The organism is Nocardia sp. NPDC019219, from assembly GCF_040632645.1.
In the GTDB taxonomy this organism is placed as follows: domain Bacteria; phylum Actinomycetota; class Actinomycetes; order Mycobacteriales; family Mycobacteriaceae; genus Nocardia; species Nocardia sputorum.
In genome coordinates, this window is record NZ_JBEYCG010000009.1 from 176390 (window position 1) to 192461 (window position 16072).

Genomic DNA, 16072 nt, shown 5'->3' on the forward strand with positions numbered 1-16072 from the left:
CTCCTCAGACGAACGACAGCGAACGCGGCGAGGTCAGGCCCGAGCCCTCCGGCGCGTGGGCCGGATCGGAACCGAGCTCGACCGGGCGGTTGCGCTCGTCGACGAACACCACCTTCGGGGCGTACTCGGCGAGTTCCTGCTCGTTCAGCTGACCGTAGGCGATCAGGATGACGAGATCGCCCGGGTGCACCAGGTGCGCGGCGGCGCCGTTGATCCCGATCACCCCGGAACCACGCTCACCGGCGATGACGTAGGTCTCCAGGCGGGCGCCGTTGTCGATGTCCACGATGCAGACCTGCTCGCCTTCCAGCAGGTCGGCGGCGTCGAGCAGGTCCTGGTCCACGGTGACCGAGCCGACATAGTGCAAATCGGCGTGCGTCACGGTGGCACGGTGGATCTTCGACTTCATCATGGTGCGCAGCATTGCGTCGACCTTTCTAGTTCGCGGAGGGAAACGAGGCGGGGTCCGACACCGCCGGGACAGGCTGGGAGAAGTCCACGGCGGACCGCGAACCGGAGACGTTGGGATGGCCGTCGATCGGAGCGCCCAGGGTGACGGCGATGTTGTCGATGAGCCGGGTCGCGCCGACCCGGGCCGCGATCAGCAGTCTGGCGTTGCCCGTCGCCGGGGCGGGCCCCAACGTGGACGAGCGCAGCTCCAAGTAGTCGAGGTCCACGCCGGTCGCGGCATCGAGCACTCGGCGGGCGGCCGCGAGCACCGCGTCGCCGCCGAGGCCGCCCGCGTGCTTGCCCGCCGACAGCGCGGCCGACAGTGCGAGCGCCGCTTCGCGCTGCACCGGGTCCAGATAGCGGTTGCGCGAGGACAGCGCGAGGCCGTCGGGCTCACGGACGGTGGCCACCGGGGCGATCCGGACGTCGAAGTTCAGGTCGCGGACCATCTGCCGGATCAAGGTGAGCTGCTGATAGTCCTTCTCACCGAAGAACGCTTCGGTGGGTCGCGCGATCTGCAGCAGTTTGGCGACCACGGTGAGCATGCCCGCGAAATGGGTCGGGCGGCTGGCCCCCTCCAGTTCCGCGCCCAATGGACCGGGGTGCACGGTGGTGCGCGGACCATCCGGATACATGTCGGCCACGCTCGGCGCGAACACCAGCTCGACGCCCTCCGCACGCAACAGTTCGACGTCGGCGTCCAGCGTGCGCGGGTACTTGTCCAGGTCCTCGTTCGCGCCGAACTGGAGAGGGTTGACGAAGATCGACACGATGACGACCTGGTTGGTCCGCTTGGCCAGCCGCACGATCTCCAAGTGCCCCTCGTGCAGCGCGCCCATGGTCGGCACCAGGGCGACGGTGCGGCCGACGCCGCGCAGGGCGGCGGACACCGCGCTCACCACCGCGGGATCGTGGTGCACGGTCAGCGTGCCGGGGCGGTAGGCGCCGCGCAATTTCGGGTCCAACATCAGCGTCCTTCCAGCAGCTCGATAACGGCGGGGGCGCTACCGGCCCGCTGAGCCGTGCGCAGCGACAACGCGCGATACGCCTCGGCCAACCTGGCATCGACCGACGCCAACGCGTCCAGATGGGCGGCCACCGCGTCCGCGTCCCCGCGGGCGACCGGACCGGTCAGCGCCGACTGGCCGCGACGCAGCGCGTTGTCCAGCGCCGCCGAGGCCAGCGGGGCCAGCAGACGCTCGGCCAAGCCGTTGGGCTGGTCGTCGACCAGCTGCTGACCGAGCAGGCCGGGCCCGGACAGCGCGGCGCGCAACGCGGCCACCGCGTCGACGATCACCGTGACCAGGTGATTGCTCCCGTGCGCGAGCGCGGCGTGATAGAGCGGCCGGTTCTGCTCCGGCACGCGGACCGGTTCACCGCCCATCTCGATCACCAGCGACTGCGCGATGGCGTAACCCACCTCGTCGGCGGCGGTGATGCCGAAGCACGCGTTGCCCAGCCGGGTCACGTCCTCGTCATGCCCGGTGAAGGTCATCGCCGGATGGATGGCCAGCGGAAGCGCGCCCGCCTCGGCCAGGGGGGCGAGTACGCCGACGCCGTTCGCGCCGGAGGTGTGCGCCACGATGGTGCCGGGCCGGACCACGCCCGCACCGGCCAGGCCGCGAACCAGACCGGGGAGCTCGGTGTCGGGCACGGCGAGCAGCAGCAGCTCGCTGCGGGCGGCCACCTGTTCGATCGGCAGGATCTCCGAATCGGGCAGCCGCGTGCGGGCACGGCGCACCGAGGCGTCGGAGATCGCGCAGACGCCGAACACCACATGTCCGGCCCGCTCGAGTGCGGCGCCCAATGCCGATCCCACGCGTCCCGCCGAGACGATTCCCACCGTGAGGCGTGCGGGCGCGGGGTCGTAGCCCGAAGCAGCGTTGTCGGAATTCACGCTTCTCGAGGTCAACGTTGTCCTCTCGATGTCGTTCCAGTCCCGCCATGCGGGTACCGGACGGTACGCCAAGAGGATATCGGCAGGCGGTTCACCGCCGCCACGGGGTGCGCGCGTGATCTAGGCCGCAGTGCGGGGCCGGGGCCCGGCCCCGGATCAGCGGCGTTCGCGCTCCTCGGACTGCAAGTTGGCCATGATCTCCGCTACCGAGAGCCGGCGCGACGGCGTCTCGTCGTCGCTCTCGGCCCGGCGCCGCCTGCGCGCGCTGGGCGTGCCCATGGCGGGGGCGGAGGCCGGCCGTGGGGGCGGTTCGGGCTTCGGCTGCGGCCGCACGGCCGGCTGGGTCGGCGGCTCGTCCAGTGGCTCGTCCGCCGTCTCGGTGAAGGCGTCGGCCCAGCCGCGCGGCTCGGCGTGGTGCGCCTGCTCCGCGTCGGCCCGGTCGGCCTCGTCGTCGAGGGAAACGACCGCGGTCTCGGCGGTCACCGGGTCGTCGAAGGGGCTGGCGAAGATCGGCGGCTCAGGATGATCGGGCTCGAAAATCGGCGTCATACTGCTACGCGGTTGCTGGTCGGCGAACGTCGACCACATTCCGGCATTCGCGGAGCTATTGTTCCCGGATTCGGCGCCCGAGCTGGTCAGCTCCTGGATCCGGGTCGCGTCGGCGCGCAGGGCCGGTCGGTCCATCGGCAGATCGCCGTCGAACAACCGCTGCAGGCTCTGCCGCAGCACGGTGAGTTCCGCGCGCAAGGCCGCGAGTTCGGCCGCGTCGGCTCCCACTTCCTCGCGGACCCGCGCCTCCACGCCGAGCTCGTACTCGCGGCGCGCGGTGACCTCCCGCTCCAGCTGCAACTCGTAGACGGTCTGCAGATCGCGCACCTTCGCCTTGTCGATCGTCGCCTCTTTGCGGTACTTCGTCGCAGCCAGAGCGCCGATTGCCGCGGCCCACAGCGCCGCGACCAGACCTACCCGTACGAACTCCACGCTGTTACTGAAGACCAGGAAAACGCTGGCAACCAGACCGAGCACGATGAGGACGCCCACGAACAATTTTCCCGCATCGTCCCGCCGGGTACGGGAAGTGCTGCTACGGGAGGGTGAAACCATGCCAGCCAGGGTAGCCAATAGCTCGAGCCGCGCCCAGATTCCGTTTTGTGATTCCGTTCGTCCCACTAGCTAAGTAGTTGCCGCATCATCGGTCGGATCCTCCGGCGCCCGGCAGCAGTACTCCAGCCACAGGGCCGCAGCAACCAAAGCGACACCCGCCAGCATCCCGACGATCGCGCCGGGGCTGTCGGCGGCGGCGGCGCGCAGCGTGCCGCGCTGGGGGAAGACCCAGCACAGGAAGCCGAGCCAGATGCCCGCGGCGATCGAACCGACCTGCGCCGACGCCTTCGCCAGCGCGACGGCGCGGGCCGCGGTGATCGGATGCAACTGGTGGCGGCCGTCGCCGATCTCGTGGTCGTTGACCCGCGCCCGGATGACGAACGCGAGCACTGCCTCGATGGCGGCCACCGGGTACAGCGAGGCGCCCGCGAAGATCGAGATCGGCGGGAAGCTGTCGTAGGCCACCCGGGTGGCGATCCACGCGACGATCGCGGCGATCAGCAGGTTCGCCACGAGATCGAGGATGCGCGTCGGCTTCAGTTTCATGACGGCGCGCCCGTCAGCGAGTACTCGGTGCGGCGCACTCCCGCGCGCTCGGCCGGATCCAGGCGCGCCAGCAGATCCGTCACGGCGTGTGGTGCGCCGTCGACCTCCAGCACCGCGTCCGGCGCGACGTCCAGCCACGGCACCAGGACGAAGGCGCGCCGATGCGCCTGCGGGTGCGGCAGCAGCAGATCCGGATCCGCGCTGCGGCACGCGACCGGTTCCCCGTCGCGCAGCTCGGCGCACCAGATCACGTCGACGTCGAGCGTGCGTGCGCCCCAGCGCACTTCGCGAACTCGCCCCGCGGCCTGCTCCAGCTCCTGGCCGCGACGCAGCCACTCGGCGCAGCCGAAGGCCGGATCCTCCACCAGCACAACGGCGTTCAGGTAGTCGCCTTGCTGGACGCCACCCCAAGGCGCGGTGGAGTACACGGCGGAGACGGCCAGCACACGGTGACCGAACCCGTCCAGGACACTGCGCAGATGCGCGAGCCGGTCACCCAGATTGGAACCGATGGATAGCACGGCACGGGTCATCGGCGCGCCTCCGCGGCGCCCGGCACGGCGGGAAAGGCCGCGCCGCAATCCAGCTCGCTCATCCGGCGGGCTCCTCCCGGTGGCGCGAGGTGATCACCCGCACGTCGGCGAACGAGTGCGGAATCGGCGCGGACGGCTTGTGCAGCACCACCTCGACCGACCTGATCCGCGGATCGGTCATCACGTCGTCGGCGATCTCCGACACCACGGTTTCGATGAGGTCGCGCGGCTCGCCTTGGACGATGCGGACCGCACGCTCGGCCAGCGCGCCGTAATCCACGGTCGCCGCGAGATCATCGGACGCGGCGGCCAGGGCGAAATCCACCCAGACCGTCAGGTCGACGACGAACTCTTGGCCATCGCGCCGTTCGTGCTCGAACACACCGTGGTGCCCGTAGGCGCGCAGGCCGTGCAACTCGATGCGGTCGGCGCCGCGCCGGATCGCCGAATCACGCGGCGGTGCATCGTCTTCGGCGTGGACCGGGGACCGGCTCATCGTTGAGCTCCTTGCGCACTGGATCGGGCGGTGTCGTGCTGTGCGGCGCGCAGCCGTGCGGCATTCTGCCACGCGTCGGTGACCGCGATCGCGTCCAGCGAAGCACGCACGTCGTGCACGCGCACGCCCCACGCGCCGTGCAGCGCGGCCAGCGCCGAGATGGTCGCGGTGGCCGTCTCCCGGCCGTCCGGTGGACGCGGCCCCGCCTCGTCGGCGAGCAACGCACCGAGGAAACGCTTGCGCGAAGCGCCGATCAGAATCGGCAGCCCGTGCGCGACCAATTCGGGCAGCGCGCCGAGCAAGGCCCAGTTGTGCTCGGCGTTCTTCGCGAAGCCCAGACCGGGATCGAGGAGCAATCGGGACGGATCGACGCCTGCGGCGACGGCCAGGTCCACCTGCACGGTCAGCTCCGACAGCACCTCCGCGACCACGTCGTCGTAGTGGTCCGCCGGTCCGGTATGCCGGTAGTCCGCGCCCGCCCGCCAGTGCATGAGAATCCACGGGACCCGCGCGGACGCGACCACCCGCACCATGCCGGGATCGGCGCGGCCGCCGGAGACGTCGTTCACCACCGAGACACCGGCTTCGATCGCCGCGGCGGCCACGGCGGCGCGCATGGTGTCCACGCTGGTCGGCACGCCCTCCGCGACCAGTCCGCGGATGACCGGCGCCACTCGGGCGGCCTCGGTCGCCGCGTCGATGCGAACCGCGCCCGGCCTGGTCGACTCGCCGCCGACGTCGATGATGTCCGCGCCCGCGGCGTGCAGCCGCACCCCGTGCGCGATGGCCAGCTCGGGATCGAGGTATCGCCCGCCGTCGGAGAACGAATCGCTGGTGACGTTCACGACGCCCATCACCACGCAGGAGCGTCCCTCGCGGGCGTGGACGTCGCCGAACCGGCTGGCCCCTGCTTCGCCCGTCGTCGATGCCCTGTCCGTGGGCGCGGTCGCTCCGGCGGCGGTGCCCTCCGTGGTCGCTCCGGTCGGTGCGCGCCCTCGGCTACTCGGTTCGGACACCGCGGGCCCGCTCACTTCCGCAGGATCAGATCGAGCGCCTCGGCGCGCGAGGCGGCGTTGGACTGCAGCAGCCCGCGCACAGCGGAGGTGGTCGTACTGGCGCCCGGTTTGCGGATACCCCGCATCGCCATGCAGAGGTGCTCGGCCTCGACCACCACGATCGCGCCGCGCGGGTCCAGCTTGCGCATCACCGCGTCGGCGATCTGGCTGGTCAGCCGCTCCTGCACTTGCGGGCGCTTGGCGTACAGGTCGACCAGCCGGGCGAGTTTGGACAGTCCGGTGACCCGGCCGTGCGGCCCCGGGATGTAGCCCACATGGGCGACGCCGTGGAAGGACACCAGGTGGTGCTCGCAGGTGGAGTACATCGGGATGTCCCGGACCAGCACGAGTTCCTGATGGCCCTCGTCGAACGTGGTGTTGAGCACCGAGTCCGGCTCCACGTACAACCCGGCGAAGGTCTCCCGGTAGGCGCGCGCGACCCGGGCGGGCGTCTCGAGCAGCCCGGGCCGATCCGGGTCCTCGCCGACGGCGATCAACAACTCGCGCACCGCTGCCTCGGCCCGCGCCTGGTCGAACGACCTGCCGGTTTCCAGGGCGACGAGGCCGGGGCCGGTCACCCCGAGATCGACACCGTCGTAGTCAACGCTGTCCGCTTCGGCGAGGGTGTGACCACCGCCATGCTCGTTCGGCGACAATCGAGGACACCTCCAAACTCCCGGGGCGCCGGCAATCTCTCGGCACCCCCCGATGGTCGAGCCTAATCGTCACCTATCAGTGACGACCGTTCGGTCCATCCCAATCACCGTTGTCGCCCTCACCGTGCGGATCGGCCCGGCGCGGCTCGTCGTAACCACCGCGATCGCCGTACCCGTCCCGGTCGTAGCCGCCCTCGGGCGAACCCTGTGGGCCCCACTGCTGGTAGCCGTGCCGCGGTTGCTGCGGGTCGCCCCAGCCGGACTGCCCCTGCTGCGGCTCGTCCCGTGGGGGCCAGCCGGGAGCCGACCAGCCGGCCGGAGCGCCGTAATCGGGCCGCGAACCGTGCGTGCCCTGGCGCGGATAGGCCGGAGCGGGCGCCTGCGGCAGCGGGTAGCCGGGCGCGGGCGGGCGAGCGTACTGCGGCGCAGCGCCGTATCCGCTCTCGTGCGGCGGGTAACCGTTGGCGGCCTGCGGCTCACGCTGCGCCGACGCGGCCACCGGCTGTGCCACCGGCTCCGGCGGCCACGACTCGCCGCGCTCGGCGGCCAGCTCGCCCGGGGTCTTCACCGGCGGCTTGTCCGAGGGGACGCGCTCGCCGAAGTCGTTGAACGCGGTGATCCGCGGGCGTTTCTGCACCGACGCGAGGATCTGCTCGAGATCCTTGCGGTGCAGGGTCTCCCGCTCCAGCAGCGCGGTGGCGAGGTCGTCGAGCACGTCGCGGTACTCGTTGAGGATCGCCCACGCCTCGGTGTGCGCGGCCTCGATGAGGTTGCGCACCTCCTCGTCGATCGCGCCGGCCACCTCGTGCGAGTAGTCCGAACCCATGCCCATCGAGCGGCCCAGGAACGGGTCGCCCTGCTCCTGGCCGTAGCGGACCGCGCCGAGCCGGGCGCTCATGCCGTACTCGGTGACCATCGCGCGCGCGATCTTGGTGGCCTGGTCGATATCGGAGGACGCGCCGGTGGTCGGCTCGTGGAACACCAGTTCCTCGGCCGCGCGGCCGCCCATGGCCATGACCAGGCGGGCGATCATCTCCGAGCGGGTCATCAGGCCCTTGTCGTCCTCGGGCACCGTCATGGCGTGACCGCCGGTGCGCCCGCGCGCCAGGATGGTGACCTTGTAGACCGGCTCGATGTCCGGCATCGCCCAGGCGGCCAGGGTGTGACCGCCCTCGTGATAGGCGGTGATCTTCTTCTCGTGCTCGCTGATGATCCGGCTCTTGCGGCGCGGACCGCCGATCACCCGATCGACCGACTCCTCCAGCGATTCACCGGTGATCACCGCGCCGTTCTCGCGGGCGGTGAGCAGCGCGGCCTCGTTGATCACGTTGGCCAGGTCGGCGCCGGACATGCCGACGGTGCGCTTGGCCAGGCCGTCCAGGTCGGCGTCCGGGGAGATCGGCTTGCCCTGCGAGTGCACCCGCAGGATGGCGCGGCGACCGGCGAGGTCCGGGTTGCCCACCGGGATCTGGCGGTCGAACCGGCCGGGACGCAGCAGCGCCGGGTCCAGGATGTCGGGGCGGTTGGTCGCGGCGATCAGGATGATGCCGGTACGGTCGCCGAAGCCGTCCATCTCGACCAGCAGCTGGTTGAGGGTCTGCTCGCGCTCGTCGTGACCGCCGCCGAGGCCCGCGCCGCGCTGGCGGCCGACCGCGTCGATCTCGTCGACGAAGATGATGCAGGGGCTGTTCTGCTTGGCCTGCTCGAACAGGTCGCGCACGCGGGAGGCGCCGACGCCGACGAACATCTCCACGAAGTCCGAACCGGAGATGGTGAAGAACGGCACACCGGCCTCGCCCGCGACGGCACGGGCCAGCAGGGTCTTACCGGTGCCGGGCGGGCCGTAGAGCAGGACGCCCTTGGGGATCTTGGCGCCGAGGGCCTGGTAGCGGACCGGGTTCTGCAGGAAGTCTTTGATCTCGTAGAGTTCCTCGACCGCCTCGTCGGCTCCGGCCACGTCGGCGAACGTGGTCTTCGGCATGTCCTTGGACAGCTGCTTGGCCTTCGACTTGCCGAAGCCCATCATGCCGCCGCGGCCGCCGCCCTGCATCCGGGCCATCACGAAGATGAACAGGCCGAGCAGGATGACCATCGGCAGCACGAACAGCAGGATCTGGGTGAACCAGCTCTCCTGCTTGACGACGGTGTTGTAGGGGGCGCCGGAGTTCTTCACGGCCGAGAAGATCTGGGCGGAGGTCTCGCTGCCGCCCGGATACTTCGCGATGATCCTGTTCTGCCCGCCGGTGGCGTCGTTGCCGTCCTTCAGCTCGATGCGCAGCTGCTGCTCGCGATCATCGATCTGGACGTTCTGCACGTTGCTCTTGTTCTCGAGCTGGCTGAGGGCAACCGAGGTATCGACGCTCTTCCAGCCCCGCGTGTCGTTGCCGAAGTAGCTGAACGCATAGATCACGAGCAAGATGCCCGAGACTATGGCCAGGGTGCGAAACACAGTCTTGCGGTTCATAGAGCGTCGGCCGGGGCGGCCAGTCCTTTCCGGTGTCTCCGGTTCTTGCCTAGCGATGCGTCTGGCGCGTCCGGTTCCGCGGGGGTTCGGATGCGGACAAGCCACGTTACCGCGTACGGTCTACTCGATACATCGCGCAGTTCGGCTGCAGGTGCAGTTAATGAGGTAAACGGCCGGGGGCCGACGGTGGTTCCCGATGTCCCCGGTCCGGCTTCCTCCAAGTGGCAACAATCATGGCATGTTCGGCCTATCGTGAGCGACGACACAACCTCGCGGCGCGAGCGACGGGCAACGCAAGCGGTAGCTCGCACACCACGAAAGGCCCCGGGAGCGCCGCATCAGACACGAGCGCAGGGGGTATGGACATAGTCGAGTTACGGACACCCACAGCGATACTGCGACACGGCCGCGGCAGGTTGATCGTCCTGCGGCCCGGCTCCGACGGCGAACGCGTGCTCGATGTCCCGGTCTCCGACCTGCTGAAGGTCCGGCTGAACCGGCGCGCGGACGACGCGGTCGTCATCGAGATCTATCTGCGTTACCCGACGCCTGTGCTCACCGGCGTGCCCGCGGACCGCACCCCCCTTCCGGTCATCATCGCCGAGCACGACGTCCCCGCGGCCACCGAGATCGTCGACCGGATCAACGCGCACATCATGGCCACCCAGCGCATCGACGTGGCGGCGCCGGATCTGCGCCCGCCCGCGCCCACCTGGGGGCGTGGCGGGCCCGTTCGCGCGGACGTGGAGCGGGCGACGCGCCGGATGTCGCCGCGCCGCGAGGCGAAGCAGGCGATAGCGGCTCTGCATCGTTACGTGACGCCGGACGAGTACGTCCTGGAGACCGCCGTGGTGGCCGCGCAGCCGCCCGCGGGCAACGGCTCCGGCCTGCTCGCCGCGACGACGACGCGGCTGCTGTTCATCGCGATCGGCGACGGCCGCTACGCGCACGAACTCCCGATTCCGGTCGTGGTGTGGGCTCGCGTCACCGACACGCCCACCGCGGGCCGCGGCGAGATCGGTCCAGGGCGCGGCGCGACCGGCATCGAGGTGCACGACGGCAGCCGCACGCTGCATTTCGCCGGCGCCGACCGCGCCGATACCGAGCGGGTCACCTGCGCGCTGAACTTCGCGGTGCGCCGAGAATCCGCCGACGGCGCCGCAGGCTCCGCCGATCCCGGTGTGGCCCAGTTGTATTCGGAGTGGGAGCTGCTGGTCGAGCGGCACTCCCTCGGCATGGTCGACGACGCGCAGTTCCAGCGCTACGGCCGCGGGATCCTGCGCTCACTCCCCGACGGGAGCTGAGTTCAGCGCGATCCGCCGCCACGGGCTGGTCGGGCGCAGCCACAGCCGCAGCAACTCCTTGCGGCGGTCGACGCCGCCGTTCTTCAACTCGGCCAGGTCCTCGCAGGCCTGCCAGTAGGTCCAGCCGGTGAGGTAGGCGTCGCCGAACTGGCGCCAATTGCGGTACTTGCTCTGCGCCAGCGGCAGGGCGCGCGCCAGATAGCTCCAGGCCACGTCGGCGTCGAGGTACCCGGCGGTGTAGGCCATCCTGGCCACCGCGACCACCCTGGCCAGGTCCCAGGCGTGGATGTCGCTGGGCAGCGGACGGGCCAGATGATCGGTGAACCCGATCTTGATCGCTTGCGACCAGATGTCGTAGTCGCGCACCAGCGCCTCGGGATTGTCCATCCCCCGGAACGCGCCGACCTGCCGCAGGAACGCCCGGTGCCGATCGGCCCGTTCCCCGAAGCGATCGCGCTCACTGGCGTTGATCGACGCCGTCACCAGCGGGTGCACCAGGGCGTAGAGCGGTGCGTGCATGCCGTCGAGCAACTGCTCCATCGACGCCTGCGCCTCGGTGCCGTCGGTGATGCCCCACGCGCCGGTGAGCGTGTCGATGGCCAGTTCACGCCGATCGCCGAGCGGATGGGCGCGTTCCGGACCGAGCAGCAGCGCGTCGTGGAAGGCGTCCCAGCGCGCCGAGTAGAAGGCTCCGAGCGCGAGTGCCCGCAGTTCGTCGTCGGATACCGCGGCGCCGGACCAATGGTCTTCCTCCCGCTCGTCCAGCTCCGCGTACGGAAAGGTCGTCAAGGTGGGTACACCGCGCGCAGACATGTCCCGATTGTTCCCCATCCCGCGCTGGGGACGCGCGGGATTCGCCGATGGCCGCCCATGTTGGTCCGCCGCGCGGCCCGATGGCGCGTCCGCCGGGCGAATCGATTTCGGTCGCGCTTGCTTCTTGCCCGCACGCAGGTCGTGATCTGGAGCTAGTGTTCTCGCATGTGTAGAAACATCACCGTCCTGCGTGGTCTGGAACCTGCCGCAACCGAGCAGGAGATCTATGCCGCCGCACTGCAGTACGTGCGCAAGGTCGGTGGCGTGTCCGGCCTGAGCTCGACCACCAAATCGGCCGTCGACAAGGCCGTCGCGGCCATCGCAGAGGCGACCACCACCTTGCTCGCCGAGTTACCCGATCGCAGAGTGGCGCCGACCACCGAGCCACCGCTGCGCCGGATCGCCGCGCGCGAGGCCATGGCGGGCGAGTAACCCGGGCCGCGGGGTTCAGGGCAGGGCGTCGGCGCCGTAGACGGCGACGCACACCAGCGCGATCTCCAGCGGCAAGCCGCGCTCTTCGATCGGATATCCCAGTAGTTGTTCGATCCGCTGCACGCGGTAGCGGACCGTGTTCTTGTGTACCCCGAGCACTTTCGCCGTGGCCTCCGGGCTGCGCTGACTGCGCAGATAGGCGTGCAGCGTCTCGCGCAGGCGCGCGGCGTTCGCGTCCCTGGCCGCCAGCGCGCCCAGTTCCCGCTCCACCAACCCGCGCATGGCCGCTTCGTCCGCGCCGGCCAGATAGGCGATCTCCACCGCTCGATACCCGGTGACCCGTGGGCCGCCCGCGGGCGCGCGCTCGGCGACCTGCCGCGCGGCGACCGCCTCGCGGTGACTGCGGCGGAAGCCCGCGATCCCCCCGGCGGGCACGCCGAACGCCACCCGCACCGGCGCCTCCACCTGCGCCGCGGCCAGCCGCTCCACTTCGCCCGGCGCCGCCAGTTCGGCGCCGTGTTCCCCGTCGTCCGAGCCGGCCCACGCCCACATGGCGCTGGCGCCGGACGGGACGGTGAGCACCCGCGCGCTGCCGAGTGCCGCGGCCAGCCGCGCCGCGACCCGGTCCAGCAAGCCGGTCGCCTCCGCGTCCGCGCCCGCGGGCTCGCCGGTCGGCTCGTCGGTCCACAGCACGAAGGCGAGGTGCTGCTGGGCGAGCCGGTAGCCGAGCCGCAGCGACGCCTGCTCGATGTCCACGTCGTCGCCGTCCAGCAAGGCGCGGACGGTCTCGGCGCGCCGGTTGAGCGCGGCGCGCAGCACCTGTTCGCGCTCCTCCATGTAGGTGTCGGTGAGCAGTTCGACCGAGGTGCTGATCCACTTGGTGGCCCGCTCGAACAGCCGCAGCAGGACGACGCGCTCGAGTTCCGGCGTGGTCCGGCGCTGCTCGACGACTTCGGTCATGTAGTCGAGCACCGCCTCCATGCCCACGTGGTAGACCCGCAGCAACAACCGCAGCTCGAAGCCGCGCCGGGCCACGCTGCGCGCGAACGCGTGCGCTTCCTCCGGCAGCGAGAACTCGAAGGCGTCGCTGGCCAGGCGGCTGAGCACGATCCTGGCGTGCGCCCTGGTGCTGGCCGCGAGATCGCGGCGCATATCGCGATCGGCGAGTTCGGGGATGCGCGCGATGATCACGTCGTCGAGCCGGGTGACGATCCGCTCCAGCGCCTCGGCGCGGGTGGTCTCGTAGACGTACTCGGCGAGCCAGTCGCGCACCTCGTCCGGCGCCGGGCTCGGCCGGGCCGCGGCGCCCGGCGAAGGCCCAACCGTCATCGCCCTCTCCTTCGGCTCGGCGTCCTTTGGTTCAAGGAAACAAAATCGCCTGTTTTCCTTGACAACTTGGGCCAAGAAACTCTGTCCGGATTGTGTCACGATCATAGTTCAGTGGCCTGCCTCACAGCAGTCAGCAGACCGCGGTTCATCACGACGTCAGTGGGAGAACAGCAGTGACCAACACCGAACCAGCGCCCGCGGCCGAAAAGGCGCAGGCACGCGAAACGACCGCGAAGAAGAACGGCCCCGCCGTCATCGAGGTGCGCAATCCCGGCACGGGCGAGGTCGTCGGCACGGTGCCGGACGAGACCGCGGACGCGGTCGCGGCCAAGGTCCGCGAACTGCGGCTGTACCAGCCGGAGTGGGAGGCGCTCGGCCCCGAAGGACGCAAAGTCTGGCTGCTGAAGTTCCAGGACTGGTTGATCGACAACACCGACCGCCTGGCCACCGTGCTGCAGTCGGAGACCGCCAAGCCCCGGGTGGACGCCCTGATCGACCCCGGTTTCGCGACCGACCTGATCGGCTACTACGCACGCCGCGCGGCCAAGTTCCTCGCCGACGACCACCCGTCGCCGCACAGCCCGCTGGCCCGGGTCAAACGGCTGACCACGGTATACCGGCCCTATCCGGTGGTCGGCGTCATCACGCCGTGGAATTTCCCGCTGGCCATGCCGGTGATGGACGTGTTTCCCGCGCTGGCCGCCGGAGCGGCCGTGCTGCTCAAGCCCTCCGAGGTGACCCCGCTGTCGGCGCTCGAATTGGCGAAGGGCTGGGCCGAGATCGGCGCTCCACCGGTCTTCGCGGTGGTCACCGGCGCGGGCGCGACGGGAGCGGCTGTGGTGGACAACGCCGACTACATCCAGTTCACCGGCTCCACCGCGACCGGCCGCAAGATCGCCGCCGCCTGCGTGCAGCGGATGGTGCCCTACAGCCTGGAACTCGGCGGCAAGGACCCGGCCATCGTCCTGGCCGACGCCGACCTCGACCGCGCCGCGCACGGCATCGCCTTCGGCGGCATGTTCAACTCCGGCCAGGTCTGCATCTCGGTGGAGCGGGTGTACGTCGAAGCGGCCGTGTACGACGAGTTCGTCGCCAAGCTCACCGCCAATGTCAAGGCGCTGCGCCAGGGCCTCGACGGGCGCGAGTCGAAATACGACGTGGGCGCATTGGCCAACGAGAACCAGGTGGCCATCGTGCAACGTCACGTCGAGGAGGCGGTCGCGGCGGGCGCCAAGGTGCTCACCGGCGGCAAGCGGGCCGGATTCGGCACCGCCTTCGAGCCGACCGTGCTGGTGGACGTCGACCACACCATGTCCTGCGTGACCGAGGAGACCTTCGGCCCGACGCTGCCGGTGATGAAGGTGGCCGACGAGTCCGAAGCGATCCGGCTGGCCAACGACTCCGTCTACGGACTGTCCGCCTCGGTGTGGACCGGCGACAAGGAGCGCGGCGAGCGGATCGCCCGGCAGCTGAACGCGGGTGCGGTCAACATCAACGACGTCTTCGCCAACCTGTTCAGTTACGCGTTGCCGATGGGCGGCTGGGGCCTGTCCGGCGTCGGCGCGCGCTGGGGCGGGGCGAACGGCGTGCGCAAGTACTGCCGTCAGCAGGCGATCACCACGCCGATCCTGCCGACCCAGCAGAAGGAACTGTTCTGGTACCCGTACTCGATGCCGAAGCTGCTGTTCGCACTCGGCGCGATGCGCGCGGCGGGCGCCCGCGGTCTGCGCCGCCTCGATCTGCCCGCCCTGCTGAAACTGAAGGGAGACGCCAAGTGACCGACGCGAAGCAGATCCGCGGCAAGGTGGTCGTCATCACCGGTGGCGCCCGCGGCATCGGGCTGGCCACCGCGACCGCGCTGCAGGCCCTCGGCGCGCAGATCGCGATCGGCGACATCGACGAGACCACCGTCAAAGAGTCGGGCACGGCGCGCGGCTTCGAGCTGTACGGCAAGCTCGATGTGACCGATCACGACTCGTTCGACGGCTTTCTCGACGAGGTGGAGCGCGCCCTCGGCCCGATCGACGTGCTGATCAACAACGCGGGCATCATGCCGACCGGCAGGCTGGTCGACGAGCCGGACCCGTTGACCCGCCGCATCCTGGACATCAACGTCTACGGCGTGATCCTGGGCTCCAAACTGGCGCTGCGCCGGATGCTGCCGCGCGGCAGCGGGCACATCATCAACATCGCCTCGCTGGCCGGCGAGACCCACATCCCGGGCCTGGCCACCTACAACGCCAGCAAGCACGCGGTGCTCGGATTCACCGACACGCTGCGCGAGGAGTATCGCGGCACCGGCCTGCGCTTCTCCTCGGTGCTGCCCACGCTGACCAACACCGAGCTGGGCTCCGGCGTCACCGCGCCGAAGCTGCTGCGCGCCGCCGAGCCGGAGGAGATCGCCGACGCTGTCGCGAAGCTGATCGTCGCGCCGAAGTCGAAGGTCAGGGTGACCGCGGTGGCCGGGTTCATCTCCCAGTTCGTCGGCATGCTGCCGGAAGCGGTCGGGGACGGCATCGGGCGGGCGCTCGGCTCCGGGCGCGCCTTCCTCGACGACGTCGACGCCGACAAGCGCAAGGCCTACGAGGAGCGCGCCCGCGGGGCGTGAGCGAGGGGTACCGCTGGGGCGCCGCGGCCGGGAGTCGTCTCGGCCGCGGCGCCTTGTCGTGTCCGGGGAGACGTTACGAGCGCCGCACCCGACCAGATTTGTGAGGAAAATCACGCGAGCTCTCGCTTACATCGGATAGCCGGTCAGCGGCAAATTCTCAGCCGTATCCCACCGGCGCCCGGGCGGCCGTATTCCGCCGACGCCACCACCCGAACCGCGTCATCCATGCTGGTCAAGTGCCCAAGTCAAGCAGCCGCACGCTTGGCGCTGGCCGCATGCCGAAAATTCGCCCACCGCTTGATGCGGAGCATCATCACAAGCAATATGCTGTCCCTAACAAACCTGCCGACTGTTTCGGCACCCGTATCCGAACTTTTCGGCCTGA

Annotated in this window: 16 protein-coding genes; 4 read left to right on the forward strand and 12 right to left on the reverse strand. The window is 70.2% G+C overall.

Annotated features, from left to right (window positions below; all coding sequences use genetic code 11):
- Positions 1 to 4: 4 nt before the first annotated feature.
- The 10 genes from panD to ftsH all read right to left on the reverse strand — a co-directional run bounded on the left by panD (position 5) and on the right by ftsH (position 9201).
- On the reverse strand, positions 5 to 424 hold the full coding sequence (gene panD, locus ABZ552_RS18850) for an aspartate 1-decarboxylase (RefSeq protein ID WP_039794666.1): 420 nt from the start codon (positions 422 to 424) through the stop codon (positions 5 to 7).
- Between the two features lie 13 nt (positions 425 to 437).
- Positions 438 to 1418 carry a pantoate--beta-alanine ligase gene (gene panC / locus ABZ552_RS18855; RefSeq protein WP_281876997.1) on the reverse strand — a complete coding sequence of 327 codons (981 nt, stop codon included), beginning with the start codon at positions 1416 to 1418 and terminating at the stop codon, positions 438 to 440.
- Complete coding sequence (locus ABZ552_RS18860; protein ID WP_281876995.1) at positions 1418 to 2362, reverse strand: DUF2520 domain-containing protein; 945 nt, start codon at positions 2360 to 2362, stop codon at positions 1418 to 1420. The genes panC and ABZ552_RS18860 overlap by 1 nt, the downstream gene beginning before the upstream one ends.
- A gap of 141 nt (positions 2363 to 2503) precedes the next feature.
- Positions 2504 to 3451 (reverse strand): DUF6779 domain-containing protein, encoded by a 948-nt coding sequence (locus ABZ552_RS18865; protein WP_281876994.1) that lies wholly within the window; start codon positions 3449 to 3451, stop codon positions 2504 to 2506.
- 69 nt (positions 3452 to 3520) lie between these two features.
- Complete coding sequence (locus ABZ552_RS18870) at positions 3521 to 3997, reverse strand: DUF3180 domain-containing protein (RefSeq protein ID WP_281876993.1); 477 nt, start codon at positions 3995 to 3997, stop codon at positions 3521 to 3523.
- On the reverse strand, positions 3994 to 4530 hold the full coding sequence (gene folK, locus ABZ552_RS18875) for a 2-amino-4-hydroxy-6-hydroxymethyldihydropteridine diphosphokinase (RefSeq protein WP_281876992.1): 537 nt from the start codon (positions 4528 to 4530) through the stop codon (positions 3994 to 3996). The genes ABZ552_RS18870 and folK overlap by 4 nt, the downstream gene beginning before the upstream one ends.
- Before the next feature lie 58 nt (positions 4531 to 4588).
- A complete protein-coding gene (folB, locus tag ABZ552_RS18880) occupies positions 4589 to 5026 on the reverse strand; it encodes a dihydroneopterin aldolase (RefSeq protein WP_357438612.1) in 438 nt (145 codons plus the stop codon).
- A complete protein-coding gene (gene folP, locus ABZ552_RS18885; RefSeq protein WP_281880698.1) occupies positions 5023 to 5880 on the reverse strand; it encodes a dihydropteroate synthase in 858 nt (285 codons plus the stop codon). Before folP ends, folB begins: the two co-directional genes overlap by 4 nt.
- Positions 5881 to 6053: 173 nt before the next feature.
- Complete coding sequence (gene folE / locus ABZ552_RS18890; protein ID WP_245676342.1) at positions 6054 to 6659, reverse strand: GTP cyclohydrolase I FolE; 606 nt, start codon at positions 6657 to 6659, stop codon at positions 6054 to 6056.
- A gap of 154 nt (positions 6660 to 6813) precedes the next feature.
- Positions 6814 to 9201 carry an ATP-dependent zinc metalloprotease FtsH gene (gene ftsH / locus ABZ552_RS18895; RefSeq protein WP_281876990.1) on the reverse strand — a complete coding sequence of 796 codons (2388 nt, stop codon included), beginning with the start codon at positions 9199 to 9201 and terminating at the stop codon, positions 6814 to 6816.
- Between the two features lie 359 nt (positions 9202 to 9560).
- Between ftsH and ABZ552_RS18900 the strand changes: the two genes are divergently transcribed.
- Positions 9561 to 10505: a hypothetical protein gene (locus ABZ552_RS18900; RefSeq protein ID WP_281876989.1), complete on the forward strand. Its 945-nt coding sequence runs from the start codon at positions 9561 to 9563 to the stop codon at positions 10503 to 10505.
- Here ABZ552_RS18900 and ABZ552_RS18905 read toward each other — a convergent pair.
- A complete protein-coding gene (locus ABZ552_RS18905; protein WP_195088620.1) occupies positions 10485 to 11318 on the reverse strand; it encodes a DUF1266 domain-containing protein in 834 nt (277 codons plus the stop codon). The genes ABZ552_RS18900 and ABZ552_RS18905 overlap by 21 nt on opposite strands.
- A 165-nt stretch (positions 11319 to 11483) precedes the next feature.
- Here ABZ552_RS18905 and ABZ552_RS18910 point away from each other — a divergent pair, with 165 nt between their 5' ends.
- Positions 11484 to 11750, forward strand: a complete 267-nt coding sequence (locus ABZ552_RS18910; protein WP_063022195.1) for a DUF2277 domain-containing protein — start codon at positions 11484 to 11486, stop codon at positions 11748 to 11750.
- 15 nt (positions 11751 to 11765) lie between these two features.
- On the opposite strand, the gene ABZ552_RS18915 is transcribed toward ABZ552_RS18910, so the two are convergent.
- Positions 11766 to 13079 carry a helix-turn-helix domain-containing protein gene (locus ABZ552_RS18915; RefSeq protein WP_281876988.1) on the reverse strand — a complete coding sequence of 438 codons (1314 nt, stop codon included), beginning with the start codon at positions 13077 to 13079 and terminating at the stop codon, positions 11766 to 11768.
- Positions 13080 to 13252: 173 nt separating this feature from the next.
- On the opposite strand from ABZ552_RS18915, the gene ABZ552_RS18920 reads away from it, so the two are divergent.
- Positions 13253 to 14857, forward strand: a complete 1605-nt coding sequence (locus ABZ552_RS18920) for an aldehyde dehydrogenase family protein (protein ID WP_281876986.1) — start codon at positions 13253 to 13255, stop codon at positions 14855 to 14857.
- Positions 14854 to 15687 (forward strand): SDR family oxidoreductase, encoded by an 834-nt coding sequence (locus ABZ552_RS18925; protein ID WP_281876985.1) that lies wholly within the window; start codon positions 14854 to 14856, stop codon positions 15685 to 15687. The genes ABZ552_RS18920 and ABZ552_RS18925 overlap by 4 nt, the downstream gene beginning before the upstream one ends.
- Positions 15688 to 16072 lie beyond the last annotated feature (385 nt).

Bases quoted from the DNA above. Each gene is read 5' to 3' on its own strand.
- panD (WP_039794666.1), bottom strand. From the start codon at position 424: ATGCTGCGCACCATGATGAAGTCGAAGATCCACCGTGCCACCGTGACG.
- panC (WP_281876997.1), bottom strand. From the start codon at position 1,418: ATGTTGGACCCGAAATTGCGCGGCGCCTACCGCCCCGGCACGCTGACC.
- ABZ552_RS18865 (WP_281876994.1), bottom strand. From the start codon at position 3,451: ATGGTTTCACCCTCCCGTAGCAGCACTTCCCGTACCCGGCGGGACGAT.
- ABZ552_RS18870 (WP_281876993.1), bottom strand. From the start codon at position 3,997: ATGAAACTGAAGCCGACGCGCATCCTCGATCTCGTGGCGAACCTGCTG.
- folK (WP_281876992.1), bottom strand. From the start codon at position 4,530: ATGACCCGTGCCGTGCTATCCATCGGTTCCAATCTGGGTGACCGGCTC.
- folB (WP_357438612.1), bottom strand. From the start codon at position 5,026: ATGAGCCGGTCCCCGGTCCACGCCGAAGACGATGCACCGCCGCGTGAT.
- folP (WP_281880698.1), bottom strand. From the start codon at position 5,880: ATGGGCGTCGTGAACGTCACCAGCGATTCGTTCTCCGACGGCGGGCGA.
- ftsH (WP_281876990.1), bottom strand. From the start codon at position 9,201: ATGAACCGCAAGACTGTGTTTCGCACCCTGGCCATAGTCTCGGGCATC.
- ABZ552_RS18900 (WP_281876989.1), top strand. From the start codon at position 9,561: ATGGACATAGTCGAGTTACGGACACCCACAGCGATACTGCGACACGGC.
- ABZ552_RS18905 (WP_195088620.1), bottom strand. From the start codon at position 11,318: ATGTCTGCGCGCGGTGTACCCACCTTGACGACCTTTCCGTACGCGGAG.
- ABZ552_RS18910 (WP_063022195.1), top strand. From the start codon at position 11,484: ATGTGTAGAAACATCACCGTCCTGCGTGGTCTGGAACCTGCCGCAACC.
- ABZ552_RS18915 (WP_281876988.1), bottom strand. From the start codon at position 13,079: ATGACGGTTGGGCCTTCGCCGGGCGCCGCGGCCCGGCCGAGCCCGGCG.